We start from the raw sequence: 21,351 nt of genomic DNA, 5'->3' as shown, positions 1-21,351 counted from the left end.
GTGGTGGTGATTCACACCCGGCATTCTTATTATACTTTACCGCAAGGTAGCGCACCGTCTAATTGCCAGCGCTATCCCGTTCTCTGATATAGATCAGCGCTGACTGCAAAGCCTCATGGTTAATGGCGTTGACCTTGAGCGTTTCCATCTCGATGGGGAGGAACCTTTCATGTTGCGCGTTGTATAAGAAATCATCCTTGGACAATCCCATTGAATGCACATCTTTATCAATCATTCTTGCCACCGTTTTCACAAAATCGACATCGGCATTTTCGTGAAACCGGTGTACCTGTGACAGCGGATAACCGCTGATATTGTTTAACACAATCGCTCGACCGGATAACGTACTGGCGGTACCATCGCCGTAATAACGATTAAATGCCTCTGTTTGATCTTTGATCATGCCCGGTGATTCACCGTCGAAAAAGATTTTTATCAAACGATTAGCTTGCAATTTATCAACGACCACAACGGCTTCTTTGCTTTCTGCAATCACGCTGCCGATAATATTGCTGTGGTCATGCATAAAATCCGAGTAACAACACCCATCGGGTGTTTTAGGCGTTAGGGTGACACCGCAGTTCTTCATCCAGGTAGTATATATCTGCTTTACGTGCTGATGGGATACATGGCGTAGGACTTTGCATATTTCATTGCTCAGCTGTTTTGATTCTGGCGTTTTTATTGTTTTTCCTGTGTTATGAAATATACTTTTCGCATCACTTTTGGATAAGCCAATGGATTTGGTAGCGATTTTTACCAGCTTGTTAAGGGTTTTTCTGGAAATGTCAGAGTTTTTTGTTTTTTTTGCCAAGGCCACATCTAACGAGTCAGTATTTTGATTAATAATTGACGAATATATTCTCATCAGCCCACTCCATTATGACTTGTTGTAAAAATGAAAATAGAAAATCCAGCTTAACCTGAAAACAATAAAAGTCAGAAGTGGCACGTCTACGTAGAGTCATTTTTTGGCATTACGGTTATATTGATACTTGTAGCTTGTTTGATAAAAGCCAGGTGAATGCGGCTCAGATTAAATCACCATGAAAAAATGCTTATGTGATATTTTTAGGTGTATTCGCACCTAACCCTATAAAATCCATAACCTTGTGCTACGTTTAATTCAGCTTGGTTTGTCACCAGGTTAATGCGTTTCTGTCCGCTTGGGTATCAGGTAAATGAATACGAAAAGGGTCAGCGCTTATGCACAACGATATGCTTTCAAATGACAAACCCGCTGAGAATAACGATTACCAGCGCGATGTAGAACAGGTCTTGGCCCGGCTGGATACCAGCGTGACGGGACTGGATAGCCAGGATGCCGTGAAACGCCTCCAAACCTACGGTGAAAATACCTTGCCGCAAAAGCAGGGTAAGCCGGCCTGGTTGCGTTTTTTAGCCCATTTCAACGATGTCTTGATCTACGTTTTACTTGCTGCGGCGCTATTAAAGGCCGTCATGGGGCACTGGGTTGATATGTCAGTGATTCTTGGCGTGGCCGTTATCAATGCGCTGATTGGCCATATTCAGGAAAGCAACGCAGAAAAATCGCTGAAAAGCATCCGTAACATGCTTTCCAGTGAGGCATTAGTAATACGTCAGGGAAAGCATGAAACGGTGCCGACGACGGCATTGGTCCCTGGCGATATCGTCGTCATTCGCGCCGGAGACCGAATCCCTGCCGATTTACGGGTTATCGAAGCGCACAATCTGTGCGTTGAAGAGGCTATCCTGACGGGTGAATCGACGGTCGTGCAGAAACAAACCGGGGCGTTAAGCGGCGATCTGCCGCTCGGCGATCGCCTCAATTTACTGTTCTCGGGCACAACGGTCAGTTCTGGCGGCGGGCAGGGGGTGGTTATCGCCACCGGCGGCGATACGGAGCTGGGCCACATTAACCAGATGATGGCCGATATTGAGAAACATCGCACGCCGCTGTTGGTGCAAATGGACAAACTGGGCAAGGCGATTTTTATCCTCATTTTGGTGATGATGGCAGCGCTGTTTGTTTTCAGCATCCTGTTCCGTGATATGCCGGTTTCTGAACTAACGCTCTCATTGATAAGCCTGGCGGTTGCCTCTGTACCGGAAGGGCTGCCAGCCATTATTTCCATCATTCTGTCGCTGGGCGTGCAAGCCATGGCGCGTCAACGCGCGATTATCCGCAAACTGCCCACGGTAGAAACCTTAGGCGCGATGACGGTTATCTGCTCTGATAAAACCGGCACCTTGACCATGAACGAAATGACGGTCAAAGCCATTATCACTGCGGATGCGGTCTATCGCGTCGACGGCGACAGTTACGAACCGGTAGGCGCGATTCACTCACTGGAGGATTCTCACCCGGTATCCATCGCGGCAGATTCATTGCTTGCGCGCTATCTGCGCACCATCGATTTATGCAATGACAGCCAACTGATCAAAGACGATAGCGGTTTTTGGAAAATCACCGGTGGCCCAACAGAAGGGGCACTCAAAGTGCTCGCCGCCAAGGCGACGTTGCCCGCCGTGGAAACGGCACTGCGCAGTAAAATCCCGTTTGATTCCCAATACAAATATATGGCGACCCATTATCGGGTTGGCACCGAAGAGCAGATATTGATCACCGGAGCCCCCGATGTGCTGTTCCGATTGTGTCAGCAGCAGCTCACGGATGGCGGCGTTCAACCGTTTGATTTGGGCTATTGGGAAAGCAAAATGGCAGAGTACGCGCGGGAAGGGCTGCGTATGGTAGCTGCCGCCTGGAAGCCCGCCGCTGAAGGGCAACAGGCGCTGACGCATAAGGATCTGGAACAGGGCGCGGTATTTCTTGGTATTGCAGGCATGATGGACCCGCCACGTCCGGAAGCGATTACCGCGATCAGCGACTGTTTGCAGGCGGGCATTCGCGTCAAGATGATTACCGGCGACCATCCAGAAACGGCAATGAGCATCGGGAAAATGCTCGGTATCGGCAATGCGGATAAGGCGATTACCGGCCGCGAGCTGGAAAAAATGGATGCGGAAACGCTCAGTGCCGCGGCGCAGAATTATGATATTTTTGCCCGAACCAGTCCCGAGGATAAGTTCCGGCTGGTGCAGGCGCTGCAAACCAGAAAAGAGATTGTCGGCATGACCGGCGATGGCGTGAACGACGCGCCTGCGCTGAAGCAAGCGGATGTCGGGATCGCCATGGGGATAAAAGGCACGGAGGTGACCAAAGAAGCCGCAGACATGGTATTGACCGATGATAATTTTGCCACCATCGCCAGCGCCGTGAAAGAAGGGCGTCGCGTTTATGACAATCTGAAAAAAACCATCCTGTTTATTATGCCAACCAACCTGGCGCAAGGCTTGCTGATCATTATCGCGTTGTTAGCCGGTAATCTGATTCCGCTAACCCCCGTGCTGATCCTGTGGATGAACATGGCGACCTCCGCCACGTTATCCTTTGGTCTGGCGTTTGAATCCGGTGAGAAAACCATCATGAAGCGTCCGCCGCGCGACCCAAGCCTGCATGTGATGGACGGTTTTGCTATCTGGCGCGTGGCGTTTGTCGGCACCATGATTGCACTCAGCGCCTTCGCACTGGAAGCCTGGCTCCAACCGCAAGGCCACTCTGCCGAGCTGATTCGTACCGTCCTGCTGCAAACGCTGGTCACCGCACAGTGGTTCTATATGCTTAACTGCCGAGTATCCAACGGCTTTTCGCTGACCAAGGGGTTATTAGCCAACCGGGGGATTTGGATTGTCAGCGCCGTATTGCTCGTGCTGCAACTGGCGATTATCTACCTTCCCTTTATGCAAATGCTGTTTGGCACCGAGGCGTTGCCATTCCGTTACTGGCTCATCACCTTTGCCATTGGTTTTGTCATGTTCTTGATTGTGGAAGCGGAGAAACCGCTGACGCGACGCTGGCGCTCATCGTAACGCAGGCTACTGTGTGCCGCTTTTGCTGAGCGGCACACTCATTGCGTCAACGTTGGCGGGAGAAAAGGTTAACGTTTGTTACCACGGCTATTTGCCCAGGGATCGGCATCATCGGCTTTTGCGGCAGGCGCCTCTTTCAACGAATCAAGATACAGCGCTTCGACTTCAGCGCGTGCCCACGGGGTGCGACGCAGAAACTTTAAACTGGATTTGACGCTGGGATCGCTTTTAAAACAATTGATATTAACCCGTTGACCCAGTTTTACCCAGCCAAAACGTTCAACCAACGCATTGACTTGCATTTCAAGGGTTACGCCATGCAGAGGATCTTTTGAAATGTGAGCGGTCATGTAACGTCCGGTAAGGTGATATTTTGGTGATTAACAAAATGCGTCTGGAATCCCGGCAGGTTACAAGAAAAGCCCACAACCAGCAATGGTATAATTAGTTACAATTTAACTAAATTAAGTCTGTCTGGCGCTTTTTTTGTTATTTATAACTGTGTGAAATCCCGCCAATATCCCTACAAAATAAAATATTGAGTCCATTGCTTAAACAACATATATTAGCCGCGTTTTTTACCCCTTAAACCATTATTCAACCCGGCGTTAACCATACCCGCGGTTGTAGGAGTGATATGATGACGGATAAAGTCCGTATTGATACTTTGAGTGCTAATTCATTACCGCAACGCAATGAAACCTTTTTAGCAAGACAAGCTGAATTTGAATCTAATGTCAGGAGCTATCCGCGCAAATTGCCCTTGGCGATTGCCAAAGCGCAGGGCGTTTGGATTACTGATGTTGAGAATAATCAATATCTTGACTGCCTTGCCGGTGCCGGAACCCTGGCACTTGGTCATAATCATCCTGATGTGCTTCAAAGCATTCAAAGTGTCATTACCAGTGGCTTACCGTTACATACCCTTGATCTGACCACGCCGTTAAAAGACGAGTTTTCCTCTTATCTGCTGTCATTGCTGCCGGGTCAGGGCAAAGAATATTGCTTGCAGTTTACCGGTCCTTCCGGTGCCGATGCCGTCGAGGCCGCGTTAAAACTGGCTAAAAAAGTGACCGGTCGTTCTGGTGTCATCAGCTTCTCCGGGGGCTATCACGGAATGACCCACGGTGCGCTCGCTGTCACGGGTAACCTGTCACCCAAAGAAGCTGTCGATGGCATGATGCCTGAAGTTCAGTTTATGCCGTATCCGAACCAATACCGTTGCCCGCTGGGCATCGGCGGTGAGGCGGGCGTTAAAGCGCTGACCTACTATTTTGATAATCTGATCAACGATGTCGAAAGCGGAGTGCGTAAACCTGCCGCAGTGATCCTTGAAGCCGTACAAGGTGAAGGGGGCGTCAACCCGGCGCCGGCAGAGTGGTTACAACGCATTCGCAAAGTGACTCAAGAGCATGGCATTGTGCTGATTATCGATGAAGTACAGGCTGGCTTTGCCCGTACCGGTAAACTGTTCGCGTTCGAACACGCGGGCATCGAACCCGATATCATCGTCATGTCCAAAGCAGTCGGTGGCGGTTTGCCGCTGGCCGTGCTTGGCATCAAAAAGCAGTTCGATGCCTGGGCACCCGGTCACCACACCGGCACTTTCCGTGGCAACCAGTTGGCGATGGCCACCGGCCTGACTACGCTCAAAATCCTTAAAGACGATCGGATTGCAGATAAGGTTGCTGCACAGGGCGAATGGCTGAAAGCCAAGCTGGCCGAACTGCAAAAACGCTACCCGGTGATCGGTCATGTGCGCGGTCTTGGTTTAATGATCGGCATTGAAATCGTGAAACCCCATGAAGCGCAGGATCAGATGGGATGCTACCCGGCGGACGGCGAACTCTCAGCGCTGTTGCAGAAAAAATGCTTTGAAGCTGGCCTGATCCTTGAACGGGGTGGCCGCAACGGTTGCGTATTGCGTCTGTTGCCGTCATTGCTTATCACCAATGCCGAGTTGGACATTTTCTTCGATAAATTCGAAAGTGCATTGCTGAATGCTGGCGTCAAGCCTGTTTAACCGGAGTGAGCCATCTAATGTCTGATATAAACCCTATTCTGTCAGGTTCGGCGCAGAGCATTGCCGCCTATCAGGACGCTATCGAGCAAAGTACCCAGGCTGTCGTGGCGTGGTTACAGCAGCCCGAAATGTATCAAGGCAAGACCGTTGAGCAGCTGCGTGAGCGTATCCAGTTATCCTTTACGTCTCAGGGGCTAGGCAACCAGGTCGCCATTGAGCGCGCTGTTGAATATTTTCTTAAAGACAGTTTGTCCGTGCATCACGCGCAATGTGTTGCCCATCTGCACTGCCCGAGTCTGGTGATCAGCCAGGCGGCAGAAGTGCTGATTAACGCCACCAACCAAAGCATGGATTCCTGGGATCAGAGCCCTTCAGCCACCATCATTGAGATGAAGCTGATCGAATGGTTACGCCAGCAAGTAGGTTACACGGCGGGTGACGCTGGCGTCTTCACCAGCGGCGGCACCCAAAGCAACCTGATGGGATTGATGCTGGCGCGGGATGCCTTTTTTGCACGTCAGGGGCATTCCGTTCAGCAGCACGGTTTAACCGGCGATCTGAGCAAAATCAAAGTGCTGTGTTCTGAAAATGCACACTTCTCCGTGCAAAAAAACATGGCGCTGATGGGACTGGGATATCAATCCGTTACGCTGGTAAAAACGGATGCGTTCTCGCGCATGGATCTCAGTGATTTGTCCACGAAATTGGCACAGGCCGACGCCAATGGTGAGCAGGTGCTGGCCATCGTTGCAACGGCTGGAACCACCGATGCCGGCGCCATCGACCCCTTGGCAGAAATTGCGGCTATGGCGGCCGAACGGCACATCTGGCTGCACGTTGACGCAGCCTGGGGCGGCGCGCTGTTGCTTTCTGAGCAATATCGCCACTACCTGGATGGCCTTGAATTGGCGGATTCCGTCACGCTGGATTTCCACAAGCAATTCTTCCAGACCATCAGCTGTGGTGCCTTTTTGCTGAAAGATGCCCGCCACTATGAACTGATGCGCTATCAGGCGGCTTACCTGAATTCAGGCTTTGATGAAGAGCAGGGCGTGCCGAATCTGGTATCGAAGTCGCTGCAAACGACACGCCGTTTCGATGCTCTGAAATTGTGGATGGGCCTTGAAGCATTGGGTAAGAAGCAGTACGCCGAAATCATTGATAATGGCGTAACGCTGGCACAACAGGTTGCACAGTTTGTGACCGAGCAGCCGCAGTTGGAGTTGGTGATGCAACCGCAACTGGCCAGCGTGCTGTTCCGTTTCCGCCCTGAGTCTGGCGACGCAGCGGCAGTCGCCTTGCTGAACCAACGCATTGGTGACGCACTGCTCGCTTCTGGCAGCGCCAATGTGGGCGTTACCGAATCCGACGGGGTGACTTGCCTGAAACTTACCTTGCTGAATCCTACCGTTTGCCTGGCAGACGTTAAACTCCTGCTGGAAAGTGTGAAAGCGTGCGCGTTGCAGTTACTAAAAGCGTAGCAATCTGAAAATAAAAGCCGACAGCATCTCTGGTGTCGGCTTTTTTACGCCCCGATATATCAGAAACTATACTGAACCCCGATACGGTAGCGCGTTTGTCGATCATTCCCTTTGTCTATCGCGGGAACATTACCGACAGCAAGGTAAGGGCGCCAATTTTTATCCCATTGATAGCTCAATTTAAAATCATGACTAAATGCATATTTCTTGTTTTCTGACGGGTTGTCCTTTTCCTCATTGGAGTTTTGATAATCCAGTTCATATTCAAACGTATAGTCATTAAGAAATTTATACGCTATAGCTGACGTTAGATTATACCCCTTTTCCGTAGTTTGTTTCGGTGTTCCGATATTTTTACTGTTTCGTTTATAATAAGGGCGATAGGTCAATGAGACGGAAAGATCGTTGGTAATATTCGCCTTGCCACGCAGATAAGGGCGATAGCTGTTGTAATCAGCAGTGGATTCCAACGAAAACCCAGGTTCCAAAGAAAAGTCTTTGTTTACATCATAAGAGTAACTGGCAACGACTTCCGTACCGCTACTGACCCGTTCGCTGAACGGACTTTTTTCTGATTTATCATTAGCATGCTGAGCCCAGCGCGCTTCTGCTGACAACCCAAAACCTTGCTCAAAAAGCGTGGAAAACTTAAAGCTATCATTGTGCTCCCCGTTTGATGAATCTTTAAATTCATGCTGATAATCAATGGCGGTAGCATGGGCGTTGAGTGTGATCAATGAAGCCATTGCCAACGTAACTAACTTTAATTTCATTATATCTCTCCGAGAAAAATAACATTAACGTCAACAACTCCGCAGACAAAAGCGATCCCTGCCGTCATAAATAACGGCGTATTAATGAGATAAACTAAAAAACCTTAGCCTTTTTAGAAAAAAACCATCTTTATTACCTTGCCAAGAATATAATATAAGCGGTGTCGATAAAATAAACCGCTGAGCAATGAGAATGCAGGGTAATGGTCATTGTTACTTGCACCAAAATGAAGGCTTATTTACCATCAACTTAATGAAAAAATAATGAGACGTGTTTTCGATAAAACCTCATTTATTTGGTTGATTATGCAAAAACTAAAAAAACCGAACATTTCTTTCAGTAGAAACGTCGTTCGATAGGGATTAGCGGGGGCAGTGCAGGGAAGCGGGGCGGTAGACTGGAGGATAAGGTGGGCATAAACAGCGTGCGAAACACGCTCAGGATTAACACTGTTTCGATTTTGTTAAAAAAATAAGCGCTATAATCAACATAGCCAGTGATGATGCTGGCCATGAGAAGTGCTAATGCGCTCACTATTATCATGAGATTTATTATGAAAAATGTGTTTCCGTCTATTCTGATTTCGGCCTCTCTGTGCGTTTCCTTTTCCAGTATTGCATCGGCCACACTGGATGTAAAAAAAACGGTAAATGAAGCCATTGAACCTTTACTCAAATCACAAAACATTCCTGGTATGGCCGTAGCAGTGCTGATTCACGGCAAGCCTTACTTCTTTAATTATGGTCTGGCGGAGGTAAAACCTGCTCGCCCGGTGACAGAAAATACGCTCTTTGAGCTGGGTTCGGTCAGTAAAACCTTTAATGGCGTGCTGGGCGGTGTGGCGGTCGAGAAGGGGGAAATTGCGCTCAACGATCCCGCCAAGAAGTACTGGCCGGCGTTAAATACCGTTCAGTGGCAACACATTACGCTGTTGCAACTGGCTACTTACACCGCAGGCGGTTTGCCATTACAAGTTCCAGACGAGGTGACAACGCCTTCTGCATTGCTAGAGTTCTATCTGCACTGGCAACCGCAGTGGGCTCCGGGTGAAATGCGGCAATATGCGAATCCCAGCATTGGGCTGTTTGGCGCATTAGCGGCAAAAAACACAGGGATGACGTATGAGCAAGCAATGCAACAACGCGTATTTAGCCCGTTAAAACTCACGCATACTTTTATAACAGTACCTGACTCTGCCATGAAAGATTATGCGTGGGGATACCGAAATGGTGAGCCGGTACGAGTTTCTCCTGGTGCCTTAGATGCAGAGGCTTATGGTGTAAAAACGACATCGAAAGATATGTTAGCGTGGATGCAAGCCAATATGAATCCCGACCATGTCACCGATCGTGTGCTGCAAAAAGGCATTCATATCGCACAGACGCGTTACTACCGCACTGATGCACTTTATCAAGGGCTGGGCTGGGAAATGCTCGATTGGCCTGGGCAGGCGGATAAGATAATCTCCGGCAGCGATAACACCGTGGCGTTGAGTCCGCAAAAGGTCATCGATAATCAGCCTCAACCACCTGTGGCTGCCTCATGGGTACATAAAACCGGTGCAACTGGCGGTTTCGGTGCCTATGTTGCCTTCATTCCCGAAAAGCAGGTTGGGATAGTGATGTTGGCTAATAAAAATTATCCTAACCCGATGCGCGTCAAAGCGGCGATGCAAATTCTCACTGCATTGCAATAACAGCATAACCCCAGTTCAACCGTTCAAACAGGACCGGGTGCGATAAACCATTAAGCGGCTTTATCGCATCTGGATAAGATCAACCAAGTAAAAGAGGTGAGGTGGGATAGGTAGCACAGGTATTCTCGGTTGCATACATGTCATTTAACATAATATACATTATGCGAACCAATGGATAAGGAGGCGGAATCTGGCGTTTTGCGGTCATGATGACTTTGGTAAATCCAGCGACTGTTCCTCGTTAATCAAGTGCTACTTTTCAATCTCATCGTCATTTTACTGGCTGGCGAGTTCAGACCTAGAACAACCATATCACGAACATGCGACATACACTGCTCGTACACCGCCATCAAGCACTCCTCGTCACAAAGCAACACCAGCCAGACTTGGGCATGTCTATTATAGACAGACCATGAAAGCGTTTCTTTCTGCATTACTTATCACATAGACGAGGTTTTAAGCAGACATAGTCTTTTAAAAGCTCACAGATAATTATAAAGCAACGCTTATTTTGCAGGACTGGAATGTTCTACGTGACGATTCACAGCCCAACTACTGATATTGAATATAAACCGGCTGAGGTTGCAAACCGAGTACTTCAGCTTTAGATAACAGTCTGTGTGGCGGTTTTCTGATATCATTTTTATAGAAAATTTTGATACCCGGATACAATACCCCTTTTTCAGCCGATACCACTTTTTCGTACGTTGAAACCTTTGTTTCAGGAGCACCCCACCCATCCATGCTCAATATTACCTGCACGTTTGGGTCTGATTTTATTTTATCAAATCCTGTCACCATCTTTTTAGTAAAACGGTGAACCACTAATACTTTGGGTGGCAGATTATTTTTTACAACCAATGCCGAAAGATAATCAACGACCCTGTTGATATCCTTGTCGTTAATTGTTCCGATTCTCGCACCCGGAATGGATTTCCCCATCATGATAAATTCAGGGTCTATGCCTAAATGAACATCCGGTTGAATAAGAAAAAGTTCAAGGCGAGATATCTCACGGTGCAAATCGCTCCGGCCGGGCTGAACGTCCAGAATAAGTACAGCACCCGGCGTCATCCTTACCACTGACAGCGCGATATCAATTTGTTTATCACTCATCCGGTTACGATAGAGGCCATCTCGTCCAGGCTGGTTGCTTGCTACGGTAGCGATGTATTCCAATCCAGGAATAACAGGCTTTGAGGGATCTGCTTTTTCCCATTCCTGAGCTTCAGCGGTCAATCTTTTCCACAGCTCAGGTGCAGGATATTCACCCAGTATTCCCATTCTACGAGAGTTAAAATTCCCATAATAGACAACCAACCTGTTTGCAGGAATAACCCCCGCTCGGCCGCTTAACGCTAAAACGTTTTCAATATTATCCATCCGTGGCGGCGTTGTTGACAGGGTTCCCTGAGCGGAGGTGGGTACACAAATATTCAACGTCAAGGTGAAAATTAATACCCCAAATTTCTTCATAAGATTCCTTTCATCTTTTTTCCTGGTGAAAAATCCACTGGTTATAATCTGAAGCAAAATAACCACCAGGCCCTATATATAAGCATCTGACGTTCAATGGCATTGAAACCAATGTAAAATTGGCTAATTTACTCTACAATGGATTTTCTAACCCACGACGAGATACCCTCCTATGCCCAGACTGACACAGAAAGACATGACTGAAAGTGAACAGCGACAGCTCAAAACGCTGCTGGATCAGGAAAGGAAGAAACGAGGTCGAACGTTAACCAACGCTGAAAATAACCGTATTAAAGACGATTACATCGATAAGTTGATGAAAGAACGCGAGTCGGCAGCTAAGCAGGCTCGCGCAGAGCAGAAGAAAAATAAATTTAAACCTGATACTAATACCACCTATGAATGGTCTGCCAATACCCATGTGCGGGGACGTCGTTAGGCGCGCGTGGTGTGGTGAACGGTATCATCAGAAAAATAAACCAATGATACCGTCCTTGGGTGACGCGTTGTACGGCCGTTTAGCGTGCGCCGGGCAGTGCCAGCGTTGGTTCTGCATTCAGACGGAAATGTTCAATGGTTTGTGCCAGCAACAGGGATTGCTCCTCAAGCGAACTGGCCGCAGCGGACATCTCCTGAACCAAGGCAGAGTTTTGCTGGGTGACGCCATCCATTTCATTGACGGCAATGCTGACCTGACTAATACCTTTCGCCTGCTCATCTGATGCAGTGGCAATTTCACCAATGATACTTTGTACAGAACTGACTGCCTGCGTCATTTCCTGCATGGTTTTACCCGCATCGTTCACCAGTTGAACACCACTTCCAACGCGCTGGCTGGATTCTTCGATCAAGGTGGCGATATCCTTGACCGCGCTGGCGCTGCGTTGTGCCAGGTTGCGCACTTCTGAAGCCACTACGGCAAATCCCCTTCCCTGTTCCCCTGCCCGTGCCGCTTCGACTGCGGCGTTCAATGCCAGGATATTGGTTTGGAATGCGATGCTGTTGATCATGGTGGTGATGTCACCGATCTTTCTTGCACTTTCATCGATTTCCGCCATGGTTTTCACCACCTGACTCACCAACCCTTCCCCTTTGAGGGCAATTTTAGTGGCATTTTCGGTCAACACTGTTGCCTGATACGCATTGTTGGCATTGTGTTTTACCGTGGCGGTAATCTGCTCCATGCTGGCAGCCGTCTGTTCCAGCGCGGCGGCTTGTTGCTCGGTGCGTGAGGCCAGATCGATATTGCCGCTGGCTATCTCTGCCGCGCCTTGTCGCACCGCACCGCTGGCATCTTTGATTTGCCCCACAACCTGCCGTAACTGTGTTTGCATGGTATTCAGCGCATAAAACAGACTCTTGCGATCGTTGGGCTGTACCACAATCGTATTGCTCAGTTGCCCTTCCGCGACGGCTAATGCGATGGTTGCAGCCTCGAGCGGCTCGCCGCCCAGCGGTTTTAGCACTTTACGGTTGAACACCATGCCCAGCAGCGCACTGACAAAAAGAATACTGAGCACCATTAAAATCAATGCATTGCGTAACTGACGCTCAGAGGCTTCCATGACTGCGTTAACCGGTGCAACCACGCCCAGATACCATTTGTCAGCGCTGTTACCAATGGTAACCGGCTGCCAGGTAACCAAGGCCTCTTCACCTAAAATGGTATCATGATGTTGTAGTACCGAAGACGTGTAATTATCGGTTTCACCCTGCCAGGCCTTGCTGGTTTGCGTTTTATCCGGATAAGAGATCACTTTACCCGCGCTGGAAAGCAGCATCGCATAGCCGCCGCCTTCCCAGGGTTTTATCTGGTTAACCCGCTGTTGTAATGATGCGAGAGAAATATCCGAGGTCACTACGCCCCACAGTTTGCCCTGTGACACGATGGGGGCCGCCACGGACGTCAACAGCGTTGGTACACCGTTGTAGGCGTAGGAATAGGGTTCGATCAGCGTATCCTTTTGGCTCTTTTGCGGCAGCAGGTAGTAATCCCCCTGTCCCGGCGTCGCATAAGATAACAGCGGATGCATGTTGAATTTTCCTGCCTGATCGCGATCGACAAACCAGGCATAGCGGCCGTTGGGGGCCTGACCGGGTTGCGCGGCAAACTCCGCATCCCGCCCGTCGAACGCGTCTTGTTCGAAAATCACAGAAATAGAAAGGTAGTCAGGATTATCACGCAGCGCCTGCTCCATCAGCTTGTCGACAACCGCACGATCCCGCACGCCAGCGGCGGGAAGCGCTATCAGGCTGTGTCCAAGGTTGTGGGCCACATCACGTGCATAATTGAGCTCTTGCTGAATTTTCAGCGCCTCACTCTGCGCGATTTGCTGCAAATAGCTTTCTGCCAGAAATTTTTGTTCGCGGCTCGATTGCCAGCTCAGAACGCCAATCGTCACAGTAAAACCGAGAGCGATGGTCAGCGCACCGGTCAGTAACATTTGTGCGCGAGTACTCATTGTTTTTTTATTTATAGCGGGTATGGCCATTATGGCTCTCCTGGTGTTGATCCTACCTATAATCAACATTCCATTGCGACGAGCTCCCTGTGAATAGTCTATCGGCAACTCATTATTTAACTTTAATTTAACGATAATGATGCAAATCAATAGCGATCGCCGCACAACAGAACAGGGGTTATTCCGAAAAGAAAGGGCTTTGAACCGGGGTGCTTTGCATTATCCCGTATTTGTACATACAGTTTGTTGTGTGATTTGCATCACGTTGTGAGGCACGGTAGGCTCAGCTTACACGGTTGGTCCTGCTCCAACACATTGCCGGCGTGGTCGACGCCGGTATTGATGACAGGAGACGCGATATGCCTGAGCTTAGTGATGATATGCTCATTTTTAGCGATCTGGATGGTTCACTGCTGGATCACGATACCTACGACTGGCAACCCGCCGCGCACTGGCTGCGGCGCCTGCGACAACACCATATTCCCGTCATCATTACCACCAGTAAAACCGCCTGCGAAACCATACTGATTCGCCGTGAGTTGGGGCTGGAACACTGTCCCTTTATCGCGGAAAACGGGGCCAGCGTCGCATTACCTGAACACTGGCACACCCATGCTGATTACCCTTGTAAGCTATTTTCGGCGGGCTATGTTGATATTTGCGCTGTGCTTGAACGTCTTCGATTGGAACAGCCATTTAACTTCAGCGGCTTTTCAACCTTGACCGATTCTGATGTTGCAACACTTACCGGCTTGCCGTTAGCCGACGCCAAACGCGCGCGCCAGCGTCAAGCGTCTGAGCCGTTGCTGTGGCACGACGATGGCGCTGCACTGCAACGTTTTATCCATCTGTTGGATCGCCACGGGTTAGCGTTGACGCAGGGTGGACGCTTCTATCATGTGATGGGTAAAGGCATTAATAAAGGGCGTGCGGCCAGTTGGCTACGTCTGCAATATCAGCAAGTTACCGGAACGACACCCATTACCTTGAGTCTGGGGGATGGTCCCAACGACATTGCTTTGTTGCAAAGCACCGATTATGCCGTGGTGATCAAGAGCCAAAGCCAGCAGCACATCACACTGGGAGAGGCTTACACGGGCAAGGCCTATTTCACGCACGACACTGGGCCAACGGGATGGAGTGAAGGTCTATGCCATTTCATTTCCGACAACAAGAAACGCGAGGTATGCGATGAGTGAATTTTATCAGGATGGGATAATTACCAATTTTCATAATCTTACCAGAAGAAATCCCGAAGAACTGGAGTATGAGTTGCAGGTTTTTTCTGGTCAAAACAGTATGGGTCTGATACTGCCGTCGCTCTTTTCTGAACTGGAAGGCCCTGCACTCACGCATATCATTGATGAACTGTCGCAGGTTAACTACCTGACAGAAATCGTTATCGGGCTGGATCGCGCCGACCGCGAGCAATTTGAATACGCTCGCTCCTTTTTCTCTCGTTTACCACAGCGGCATCGGATTCTTTGGAATGATGGCCCGCGGCTTACCGCATTGAGTGAGGAATTGGCAGCAAAATCGTTGGCTCCCGAAGAGCCAGGCAAAGGGAGAAATGTCTGGTTCTGCATTGGCTATGCGCTTGCGTCACGCCGTAGCACCTGCATTGCACTGCATGATTGTGACATTGTCACTTATAGCCGTGAGATGTTGGCTCGCCTGCTCTATCCGGTTGCCAATCCTCACTTTCACTATGATTTTTGCAAAGGTTACTATGCTCGCGTTGCTAACCGGAAACTCAATGGGCGTGTTGGCCGACTTCTGGTTTTTCCGCTGCTGAAATCGCTGCAAAAGGTTTATGGCAATTCGGACTATCTCGATTACATGCGCAGCTTCCGTTATCCCTTGTCCGGGGAGTTTGCGATGCGCACCCACGTGCTGAATAACCTGCGTATTCCGAGTGACTGGGGATTAGAAATTGGTGTGTTGTCAGAAATACATCGCGGCACGGCGACCAGCCGCATTTGCCAGGTGGATATCGCCGATAATTACGATCACAAACATCAGCCCATGTCTGAAGACAATCCCGACTCGGGATTGCAGCGCATGGCCATGGACATTACCAAAGCCCTGTACCGCAAGCTGGCAATACAGGGCGTCGCCATTACCACTGACGCGTTCCGCGTGCTGCGTGCCACCTATTACCGTACCGCATTGGATATGATCGATGCTTTCGAGCATGATGCCAAAATGAATGGCCTGGCTTTCGATCGCCACGGTGAAGAGTTGGCGGTTGAGTTGTTCTCGGATGTGATTACCGCGTCCGGCCAGGCATACAGTGAAAGCCCCGGTGATAAGCCCTTCGTGCCAAGTTGGAACCGGGTGCAGTCGGCCTTTCCTGACATACTGGAACGTCTTTATCAAGCCGTTGAAGCGGATAACGACGCCGCGTAACAGTAGTAACCGCATGCCTTTTTCCGGTAAGCTGCTAGCATATCTGACATTCTGCCACGATCCCTGAGGGATCGTGACGAGCGTGCACTAATGGAATCAGACGTGAGGACTACCATGATTATTTTTGTTACTGGCGCAACAGCGGGTTTCGGTACGGCGATTACGCGTAAATTCATTCAGGCTGGTCACCGCGTTATTGCCAGCGGTCGACGTCAGGATCGTCTGGACGCACTGAAAGCGGAACTGGGTGACTCGGTGTATACCGTGACGTTTGACGTGCGCGATCGTCAATCGGTCGAAAGCGCGATTGCCGCCCTGCCCGCCGACTGGCGCAATGTTGATGTGCTGGTCAACAACGCGGGGTTAGCGCTTGGGTTGGAGCCCGCTTATAACACCCAGTTGGATGACTGGGAAACGATGATCGATACCAATAACAAAGGACTGGTCTACATGACCCGTGCCGTGTTGCCTGAAATGGTGAAGCGCAATCAGGGCCACGTGATCAATATCGGCTCTACCGCAGGCAACTGGCCTTATGCTGGCGGCAACGTTTATGGTGCCACCAAAGCGTTTGTACGTCAGTTCAGTCTGGGCCTGCGTGCTGACCTGTTCGGCACACAAGTGCGCGTCACCAATATCGAGCCGGGACTGGTTGGCGGCACCGAATTCTCATCGGTCAGATTCAAAGGCAATGAGGACAAGGTTTCCAAAACCTACGACAACACCCAGCCGTTAAGCGCAGAGGACGTTGCTGAAGCCGTATTCTGGGTGGCAACGCTGCCTGCACACGTCAATATCAATACCCTGGAGATGATGCCGGTGAGTCAATCCTATGCGGGCTTGAGCGTACATCGCGACGCATAAAACTTATCAGCCCTGCCGGTGTCATAGGATGCGCGTGGTGTTATAGAGTTATTGCAGACAAGAATGCTATAGTGCTTCTGTTGCGATGCTGACACCCGCGCAATCGGCGCGTTTGTGGAAACACCGCGGGTCATCACCCTTTAGTTCGTCAGGATGAAACATGAACCATCAAACCCTCAAATTACTGCGACGTGCACTGTTCCCCCTGTCGCTGGTCGTTTTGGCCGGTGCATGGCAGGCTAATGCTCTCGCAGATACCCGCCACATCATTGTGGAATCAGGCGATAGCGCGCTCTCTAAAGAAGCGGCGCGTCAAAGCAAAGAGCAATGGGATAGCACCCGTTCACTGCGTAATAAAGTGAATAACCGCAGAGAGAAAGAATTCGATAAGTTCGACAAATCCATTGATTTGCAAGAGAAATGTAATACCAGCAGCAACGTCAATGCCTATTGGGAAGCCAATAGCGACCGTTGTCTGGATCGCCGCACCGGTCGTGCGATAGCACCTTGATTTTTTCTATTGCGTCTTATGCCTGGCTTCAACGCCAGGCATCTTGTCCTGACTGAATCACAGATATAACATCGCGTTCCTCTTCACGACATCTTGTTGTTCAACATCCTGCTTTTCCTCTGTCTTAATGTCTTCCATTTCCACCGTTTCCGGTAAGGGATTTTTTCTATTCTGGTTGTGGGCATAGGCAAATCCGGCATAAGCAGTACCCATGGTGCTTCCCACTATCGCACTGGCGGCATATCCGCCAAAGGGCAATGCACTTGCCGCCGCGTAGGCGGAGACAATAATAGATGCCCGACTCGCAATAGTATTTAACGTACAATCCATGATGGCTTTACGTGTAAAATCCTCTTTATTACGCATCGCCAATGTGACGTTCAGCGCAGGGTTTTTCTTGCGAAATGCATTAATGCCACGATAGCAAAATTCATCGCCAAATTCGCCAATGAGATTGACAGCCGACCTGCCTACTATATTCGCCATTAAACCGCTCATTGATCCTGATAGCGCATTTGTCGCGATATCCATACCAATGTCTACCATGGTTTGATTGCCGGAATAAAGAATGCCTGAAGCTGTCACCGCAGCCAGTGACAGTTGGTCACTGTTATTGTCCCGTAGCGGGAAGATAAATTGTGCGATATCGCGCAATAGGACATAAGCCAGTCCGGCAACAAGTAACAGTGCCGCATGCTCAAAATTATTGCTGTACCACAAGCACATGCCGGTAACGGCAACAAATAACAGACTGCTGAGCCGCCCCATAAACACTGACCCGTTTAATCCACCACTGAAATAATCACGAGCAAGTCCAGAAAGGTGTAAAACCAGCGGCGTGGCAATAATAATGGAAGAAATAAGCGCCAGTGAACTTCGAGGTAGGTTGGCAAATGTTTCAGACAGCGCACCGCGTCTGACATATTCCCGTATTCCCGTTCCAACCGCAACCGACAAGCTGTTTCGCAGCAAAACAGCTCCCATATTACTGGCATAGCGTTCTCCCCGCTGTTTCAATGATTCGGCATTAGAAACCTCTCTGCTCGCCGGGCTATCTCGTGTGGCTTCAATACCAAAAGCGGCGGGTGAGGATATTAAAGGAATGGGAGACGGCGATGCTGGCGTTGACGCTCCGCTGAGGCTATCACTTGAAGAGTAGACCATACTTAATTGGCTAAGGGTACTTAATTGCGAGAGCGAATAGTTGCTACTGGTTTCCGAGGAGCGTTCATCTACGGTATTTTCAATGTGTGCAATATCCAGAGAAACTGGCCGTGGTGGCGTAGTGAAATGATTCGGCATGAGGAAAGATTCAAAGGGTAACGAATGTGCTCTTTCAATATTTACCTGCACAGAGATAACTCCCCTAGTGATATATAAGGCTAATGGAATAGCATTGCAAGTGGATAAGTTATGTTTTAGTGTGCTGAATTTATAGATTATCTAACAATACATCATCACTCGTGAAATAATGCAGCCTGCGTATTTAAATCGAGTGGTGTTGCCATGATATTAATATCATTCCCCTATCAATTAAACTCTAGCAGTTAATTTACAGCCTATTTGTTGAAATACTTCCAAAAACAGATTATACGATTATCTTATGAGAAGGTGAGGAATAAATAGATATCATCCCCTGTCGTAGGGGACGAATGGGGAATGAAGGATAAATTAATAACGAATAGAAGAAAGATCAATATAACCGGAGAGATCGCGTTGCTCTGCACGCGGTAAATACGGCAGTTCCCCTAACTGTGGTGCGGGAATTTTCTTGCGCAGTGCCGTAATGATATCCGCATAATTCGCCAACCCAGGGTTTATTCGGTTCGCAACCCACCCTAATAAAGGCAAGCCATCATTGATTATTGCCTGTGCGCTCAACAATGCATGGCTAATACAGCCCAGCTTGATCCCTACCACCAGGACGACCGGCAACTGCTCTTGCACCACCCATTCCGAATAGGGGCGCAAATCATTCATTAACGTGCGCCATCCGCCGCTGCCTTCGACAACAACCATATCGGCCATACCGCACAGGTGCTGTAAACCTTGCGTCATGGCGCAATAGTCAATCGCGTGCTGGCTCGCGCTGATTTCATCCTCACGCAGCGCGATGGGATTGATGTGGTCATAAGGCAACGCCACCGTTGACGCCTCTTGCAACAGCAGCGCATCTTTATTGCGTAGTCCCTCTTCGGTCTCCACGCACCCTTTGGCAATCGGCTTGTAACCGACAACTGACTTTCCGCTTTGAGCAAGCGACTGCAACAATGCGCGTGACACCACCGTTTTTCCCACGGCGGTATCGGTACCTGTAACAAAAAGACGCGTTAACATGGATATAAGCTCCGGAGGTCCCACCTGAAAATAAAAAACACAGCAAAAAGGCTTCCAATAGTGAAAGTCTAGGTGATGTACATCAGGCAGGGCTTGCGTTAGCGCAATGTTTTGTAATTCATGAAACGTTTTATAAATTTTTGTACCACATCAGCCTTGCAACAGTTTCACCAGCAGAGAACCGTTGTACAACGCCTCTTTGACCAACGCCGCGCCCGGCATGGTGCCCTGATTATAAAACGCTGTAGATTCCACCTGTATATTGTGGCTGTAGGCAGGCAAAGACTGCTGTCGAACACAATCCAGGATCGCAGGATGCAGAATGCTCGCGGCCTTGTTTAACGGAGAGCCAACCAGAATTTTATCGGGATTGAACAGGTTAACCATGATAGCCGCGATACGGCCCACATTGCTGCCAACGCCGTTGATAATGTCTTTGGCTAACTGATCCCCTTTCATCGCGGCATCGCAGAGGTTCTCTACGCTAAGCGGTGAACCGTTCAGCAAGGAGCTCATCGAACCGTTCAGGCGCTGTTGCGCCAGCTCAAGCATGCTTTCGATACTGGCAACGGTTTCCAGACAGCCATTATTACCGCAGTAGCAGCGCTTGCCGTAGGGATCAACCTGCGTATGACCGATTTCAACCAGGTTACGGCTGCCCGCATGGAGTAAGTGGCCGCCGGTGATGACCCCCGCGCCGACATTGTGATCGATAACAATCTGAATAACGTTTTGTGATCCCCGCGCGGCGCCGTACATCGCTTCGGCCATGGTCCAGGCATAAATGTCGTGCTGAAGGAAGACCGGCAGCCCGGTGCGGCTTTCTAACGCAGGGCCTAACGCCATCTCCTCAACCGCATAAAATGGCATGCGGTGAATCACCCCGGCGACGGCATCGACCATGCCCGGTGACGTAATGGCGATTGCCGTTAACCGCTCCAATTTGCGCTGGTGACGAATAAAAAACTGGTCGACTTCATGCAGGATACGTTCCAGCAGCGGCTGCGGATGGTCGCCCGGCAGGTTTACACAATCCTCAACAACCAACGAGTTACTGAGATCGCGCAGCGACAGCGTGATTTCTTCACGGCCGATTCTTACTGAAAGATAATGCCAGGCATCGGTATCCAGTAATAATCCAATCGCAGGGCGGCCACGGCTGCCGACATCCTGGTACTCGGTCTCTTTCACCAGATGCGCTTCCATCAATTCGCGCACGATTTTGGTGATACTGGCAGGGGCCAATTGGGCCAGTTTTGATAACGCAATGCGGGATACGGGGCCGTGCAGGTCAATGAGCCGGTATACCGCACCGGCGTTCATTTGTTTAATTTGATCGATATGTCCGGGTTGACCATCCGCAATCACAAAACGGCTCCTACTGTCTACGAATTGCCACGCTGAGC

At 49.6% G+C, this 21,351-nt stretch carries 17 protein-coding genes; 9 read left to right on the top strand and 8 right to left on the bottom strand.

Annotated features, from left to right (window positions below; genetic code table 11):
* Positions 1-58: 58 nt before the first annotated feature.
* Entirely contained in the window at positions 59-868 is an 810-nt protein-coding gene (locus J5069_RS04330; RefSeq protein WP_264642690.1) for a hypothetical protein, read from the bottom strand.
* Between the two features lie 338 nt (positions 869-1,206).
* Here J5069_RS04330 and J5069_RS04325 point away from each other — a divergent pair, with 338 nt between their 5' ends.
* Complete coding sequence (locus J5069_RS04325; RefSeq protein WP_264642689.1) at positions 1,207-3,912, top strand: cation-transporting P-type ATPase; 2,706 nt, start codon at positions 1,207-1,209, stop codon at positions 3,910-3,912.
* Between the two features lie 68 nt (positions 3,913-3,980).
* Here J5069_RS04325 and J5069_RS04320 read toward each other — a convergent pair whose 3' ends face one another.
* Positions 3,981-4,262 carry a VF530 family protein gene (locus tag J5069_RS04320; RefSeq protein WP_264628876.1) on the bottom strand — a complete coding sequence of 94 codons (282 nt, stop codon included), beginning with the start codon at positions 4,260-4,262 and terminating at the stop codon, positions 3,981-3,983.
* Positions 4,263-4,552: 290 nt separating this feature from the next.
* Between J5069_RS04320 and J5069_RS04315 the strand changes: the two genes are divergently transcribed.
* Both J5069_RS04315 and J5069_RS04310 read left to right on the top strand, forming a co-directional pair.
* Positions 4,553-5,935 carry a diaminobutyrate--2-oxoglutarate transaminase gene (locus J5069_RS04315; RefSeq protein WP_264643726.1) on the top strand — a complete coding sequence of 461 codons (1,383 nt, stop codon included), beginning with the start codon at positions 4,553-4,555 and terminating at the stop codon, positions 5,933-5,935.
* 17 nt (positions 5,936-5,952) lie between these two features.
* Positions 5,953-7,416 (top strand): pyridoxal phosphate-dependent decarboxylase family protein, encoded by a 1,464-nt coding sequence (locus J5069_RS04310; protein WP_264642688.1) that lies wholly within the window; start codon positions 5,953-5,955, stop codon positions 7,414-7,416.
* A gap of 59 nt (positions 7,417-7,475) precedes the next feature.
* Here the strand turns inward: J5069_RS04310 and J5069_RS04305 are convergent, their stop codons facing one another.
* Positions 7,476-8,189: an oligogalacturonate-specific porin KdgM family protein gene (locus J5069_RS04305; protein ID WP_264642687.1), complete on the bottom strand. Its 714-nt coding sequence runs from the start codon at positions 8,187-8,189 to the stop codon at positions 7,476-7,478.
* 554 nt (positions 8,190-8,743) lie between these two features.
* On the opposite strand from J5069_RS04305, the gene ampC reads away from it, so the two are divergent.
* A complete protein-coding gene (gene ampC, locus J5069_RS04300; protein ID WP_264643725.1) occupies positions 8,744-9,886 on the top strand; it encodes a class C beta-lactamase in 1,143 nt (380 codons plus the stop codon).
* Positions 9,887-10,438: 552 nt separating this feature from the next.
* Here ampC and J5069_RS04295 read toward each other — a convergent pair.
* Entirely contained in the window at positions 10,439-11,362 is a 924-nt protein-coding gene (locus J5069_RS04295) for a hypothetical protein (protein ID WP_264642686.1), read from the bottom strand.
* A gap of 172 nt (positions 11,363-11,534) precedes the next feature.
* On the opposite strand from J5069_RS04295, the gene J5069_RS04290 reads away from it, so the two are divergent.
* Positions 11,535-11,801, top strand: a complete 267-nt coding sequence (locus tag J5069_RS04290) for a DUF3811 domain-containing protein (RefSeq protein WP_264642685.1) — start codon at positions 11,535-11,537, stop codon at positions 11,799-11,801.
* A 79-nt stretch (positions 11,802-11,880) separates the two neighbouring features.
* Here the strand turns inward: J5069_RS04290 and J5069_RS04285 are convergent, their stop codons facing one another.
* Complete coding sequence (locus J5069_RS04285) at positions 11,881-13,854, bottom strand: methyl-accepting chemotaxis protein (protein ID WP_264642684.1); 1,974 nt, start codon at positions 13,852-13,854, stop codon at positions 11,881-11,883.
* A 329-nt stretch (positions 13,855-14,183) separates the two neighbouring features.
* Between J5069_RS04285 and J5069_RS04280 the strand changes: the two genes are divergently transcribed.
* The 4 genes from J5069_RS04280 (at position 14,184) to J5069_RS04265 (ending at position 17,608) form a co-directional block, all read left to right on the top strand.
* Positions 14,184-15,023, top strand: coding sequence for a mannosyl-3-phosphoglycerate phosphatase-related protein (locus J5069_RS04280; RefSeq protein WP_264642683.1), 840 nt, complete (start codon positions 14,184-14,186; stop codon positions 15,021-15,023).
* Entirely contained in the window at positions 15,016-16,233 is a 1,218-nt protein-coding gene (locus J5069_RS04275) for a glycosyl transferase (protein ID WP_264642682.1), read from the top strand. Before J5069_RS04280 ends, J5069_RS04275 begins: the two co-directional genes overlap by 8 nt.
* A 114-nt stretch (positions 16,234-16,347) precedes the next feature.
* Positions 16,348-17,097 carry a bifunctional NADP-dependent 3-hydroxy acid dehydrogenase/3-hydroxypropionate dehydrogenase YdfG gene (gene ydfG / locus J5069_RS04270; protein WP_264642681.1) on the top strand — a complete coding sequence of 250 codons (750 nt, stop codon included), beginning with the start codon at positions 16,348-16,350 and terminating at the stop codon, positions 17,095-17,097.
* Between the two features lie 160 nt (positions 17,098-17,257).
* Positions 17,258-17,608 (top strand): DUF1283 family protein, encoded by a 351-nt coding sequence (locus tag J5069_RS04265; RefSeq protein ID WP_264642680.1) that lies wholly within the window; start codon positions 17,258-17,260, stop codon positions 17,606-17,608.
* Positions 17,609-17,665: 57 nt separating this feature from the next.
* On the opposite strand, the gene J5069_RS04260 is transcribed toward J5069_RS04265, so the two are convergent.
* The 3 genes from J5069_RS04260 to J5069_RS04250 form a co-directional block, all read right to left on the bottom strand.
* A complete protein-coding gene (locus tag J5069_RS04260; RefSeq protein ID WP_264642679.1) occupies positions 17,666-18,961 on the bottom strand; it encodes a hypothetical protein in 1,296 nt (431 codons plus the stop codon).
* Positions 18,962-19,279: 318 nt separating this feature from the next.
* Positions 19,280-19,945 carry a dethiobiotin synthase gene (gene bioD, locus J5069_RS04255; protein WP_264642678.1) on the bottom strand — a complete coding sequence of 222 codons (666 nt, stop codon included), beginning with the start codon at positions 19,943-19,945 and terminating at the stop codon, positions 19,280-19,282.
* A gap of 150 nt (positions 19,946-20,095) precedes the next feature.
* Positions 20,096-21,313: an ROK family transcriptional regulator gene (locus J5069_RS04250; protein ID WP_264642677.1), complete on the bottom strand. Its 1,218-nt coding sequence runs from the start codon at positions 21,311-21,313 to the stop codon at positions 20,096-20,098.
* Positions 21,314-21,351 lie beyond the last annotated feature (38 nt).

The sequence above is a fragment of the Candidatus Symbiopectobacterium sp. NZEC127 genome (genome assembly GCF_025962675.1).
GTDB lineage: Bacteria > Pseudomonadota > Gammaproteobacteria > Enterobacterales > Enterobacteriaceae > Symbiopectobacterium.
Note: the sequence above shows the minus strand (reverse complement) of the source record. Positions and strands in the feature narration are given on the sequence as shown.

Excerpts from the sequence above, each read along its gene's own strand:
- ydfG (WP_264642681.1), top strand. The coding sequence starts at position 16,348 with ATGATTATTTTTGTTACTGGCGCAACAGCGGGTTTCGGTACGGCGATT.
- J5069_RS04265 (WP_264642680.1), top strand. The coding sequence starts at position 17,258 with ATGAACCATCAAACCCTCAAATTACTGCGACGTGCACTGTTCCCCCTG.
- J5069_RS04330 (WP_264642690.1), bottom strand. The coding sequence starts at position 868 with ATGAGAATATATTCGTCAATTATTAATCAAAATACTGACTCGTTAGAT.
- J5069_RS04320 (WP_264628876.1), bottom strand. The coding sequence starts at position 4,262 with ATGACCGCTCACATTTCAAAAGATCCTCTGCATGGCGTAACCCTTGAA.
- J5069_RS04315 (WP_264643726.1), top strand. The coding sequence starts at position 4,553 with ATGACGGATAAAGTCCGTATTGATACTTTGAGTGCTAATTCATTACCG.
- J5069_RS04290 (WP_264642685.1), top strand. The coding sequence starts at position 11,535 with ATGCCCAGACTGACACAGAAAGACATGACTGAAAGTGAACAGCGACAG.
- bioD (WP_264642678.1), bottom strand. The coding sequence starts at position 19,945 with ATGTTAACGCGTCTTTTTGTTACAGGTACCGATACCGCCGTGGGAAAA.
- J5069_RS04305 (WP_264642687.1), bottom strand. The coding sequence starts at position 8,189 with ATGAAATTAAAGTTAGTTACGTTGGCAATGGCTTCATTGATCACACTC.
- ampC (WP_264643725.1), top strand. The coding sequence starts at position 8,744 with ATGAAAAATGTGTTTCCGTCTATTCTGATTTCGGCCTCTCTGTGCGTT.
- J5069_RS04295 (WP_264642686.1), bottom strand. The coding sequence starts at position 11,362 with ATGAAGAAATTTGGGGTATTAATTTTCACCTTGACGTTGAATATTTGT.
- J5069_RS04310 (WP_264642688.1), top strand. The coding sequence starts at position 5,953 with ATGTCTGATATAAACCCTATTCTGTCAGGTTCGGCGCAGAGCATTGCC.
- J5069_RS04325 (WP_264642689.1), top strand. The coding sequence starts at position 1,207 with ATGCACAACGATATGCTTTCAAATGACAAACCCGCTGAGAATAACGAT.
- J5069_RS04275 (WP_264642682.1), top strand. The coding sequence starts at position 15,016 with ATGAGTGAATTTTATCAGGATGGGATAATTACCAATTTTCATAATCTT.
- J5069_RS04280 (WP_264642683.1), top strand. The coding sequence starts at position 14,184 with ATGCCTGAGCTTAGTGATGATATGCTCATTTTTAGCGATCTGGATGGT.
- J5069_RS04285 (WP_264642684.1), bottom strand. The coding sequence starts at position 13,854 with ATGGCCATACCCGCTATAAATAAAAAAACAATGAGTACTCGCGCACAA.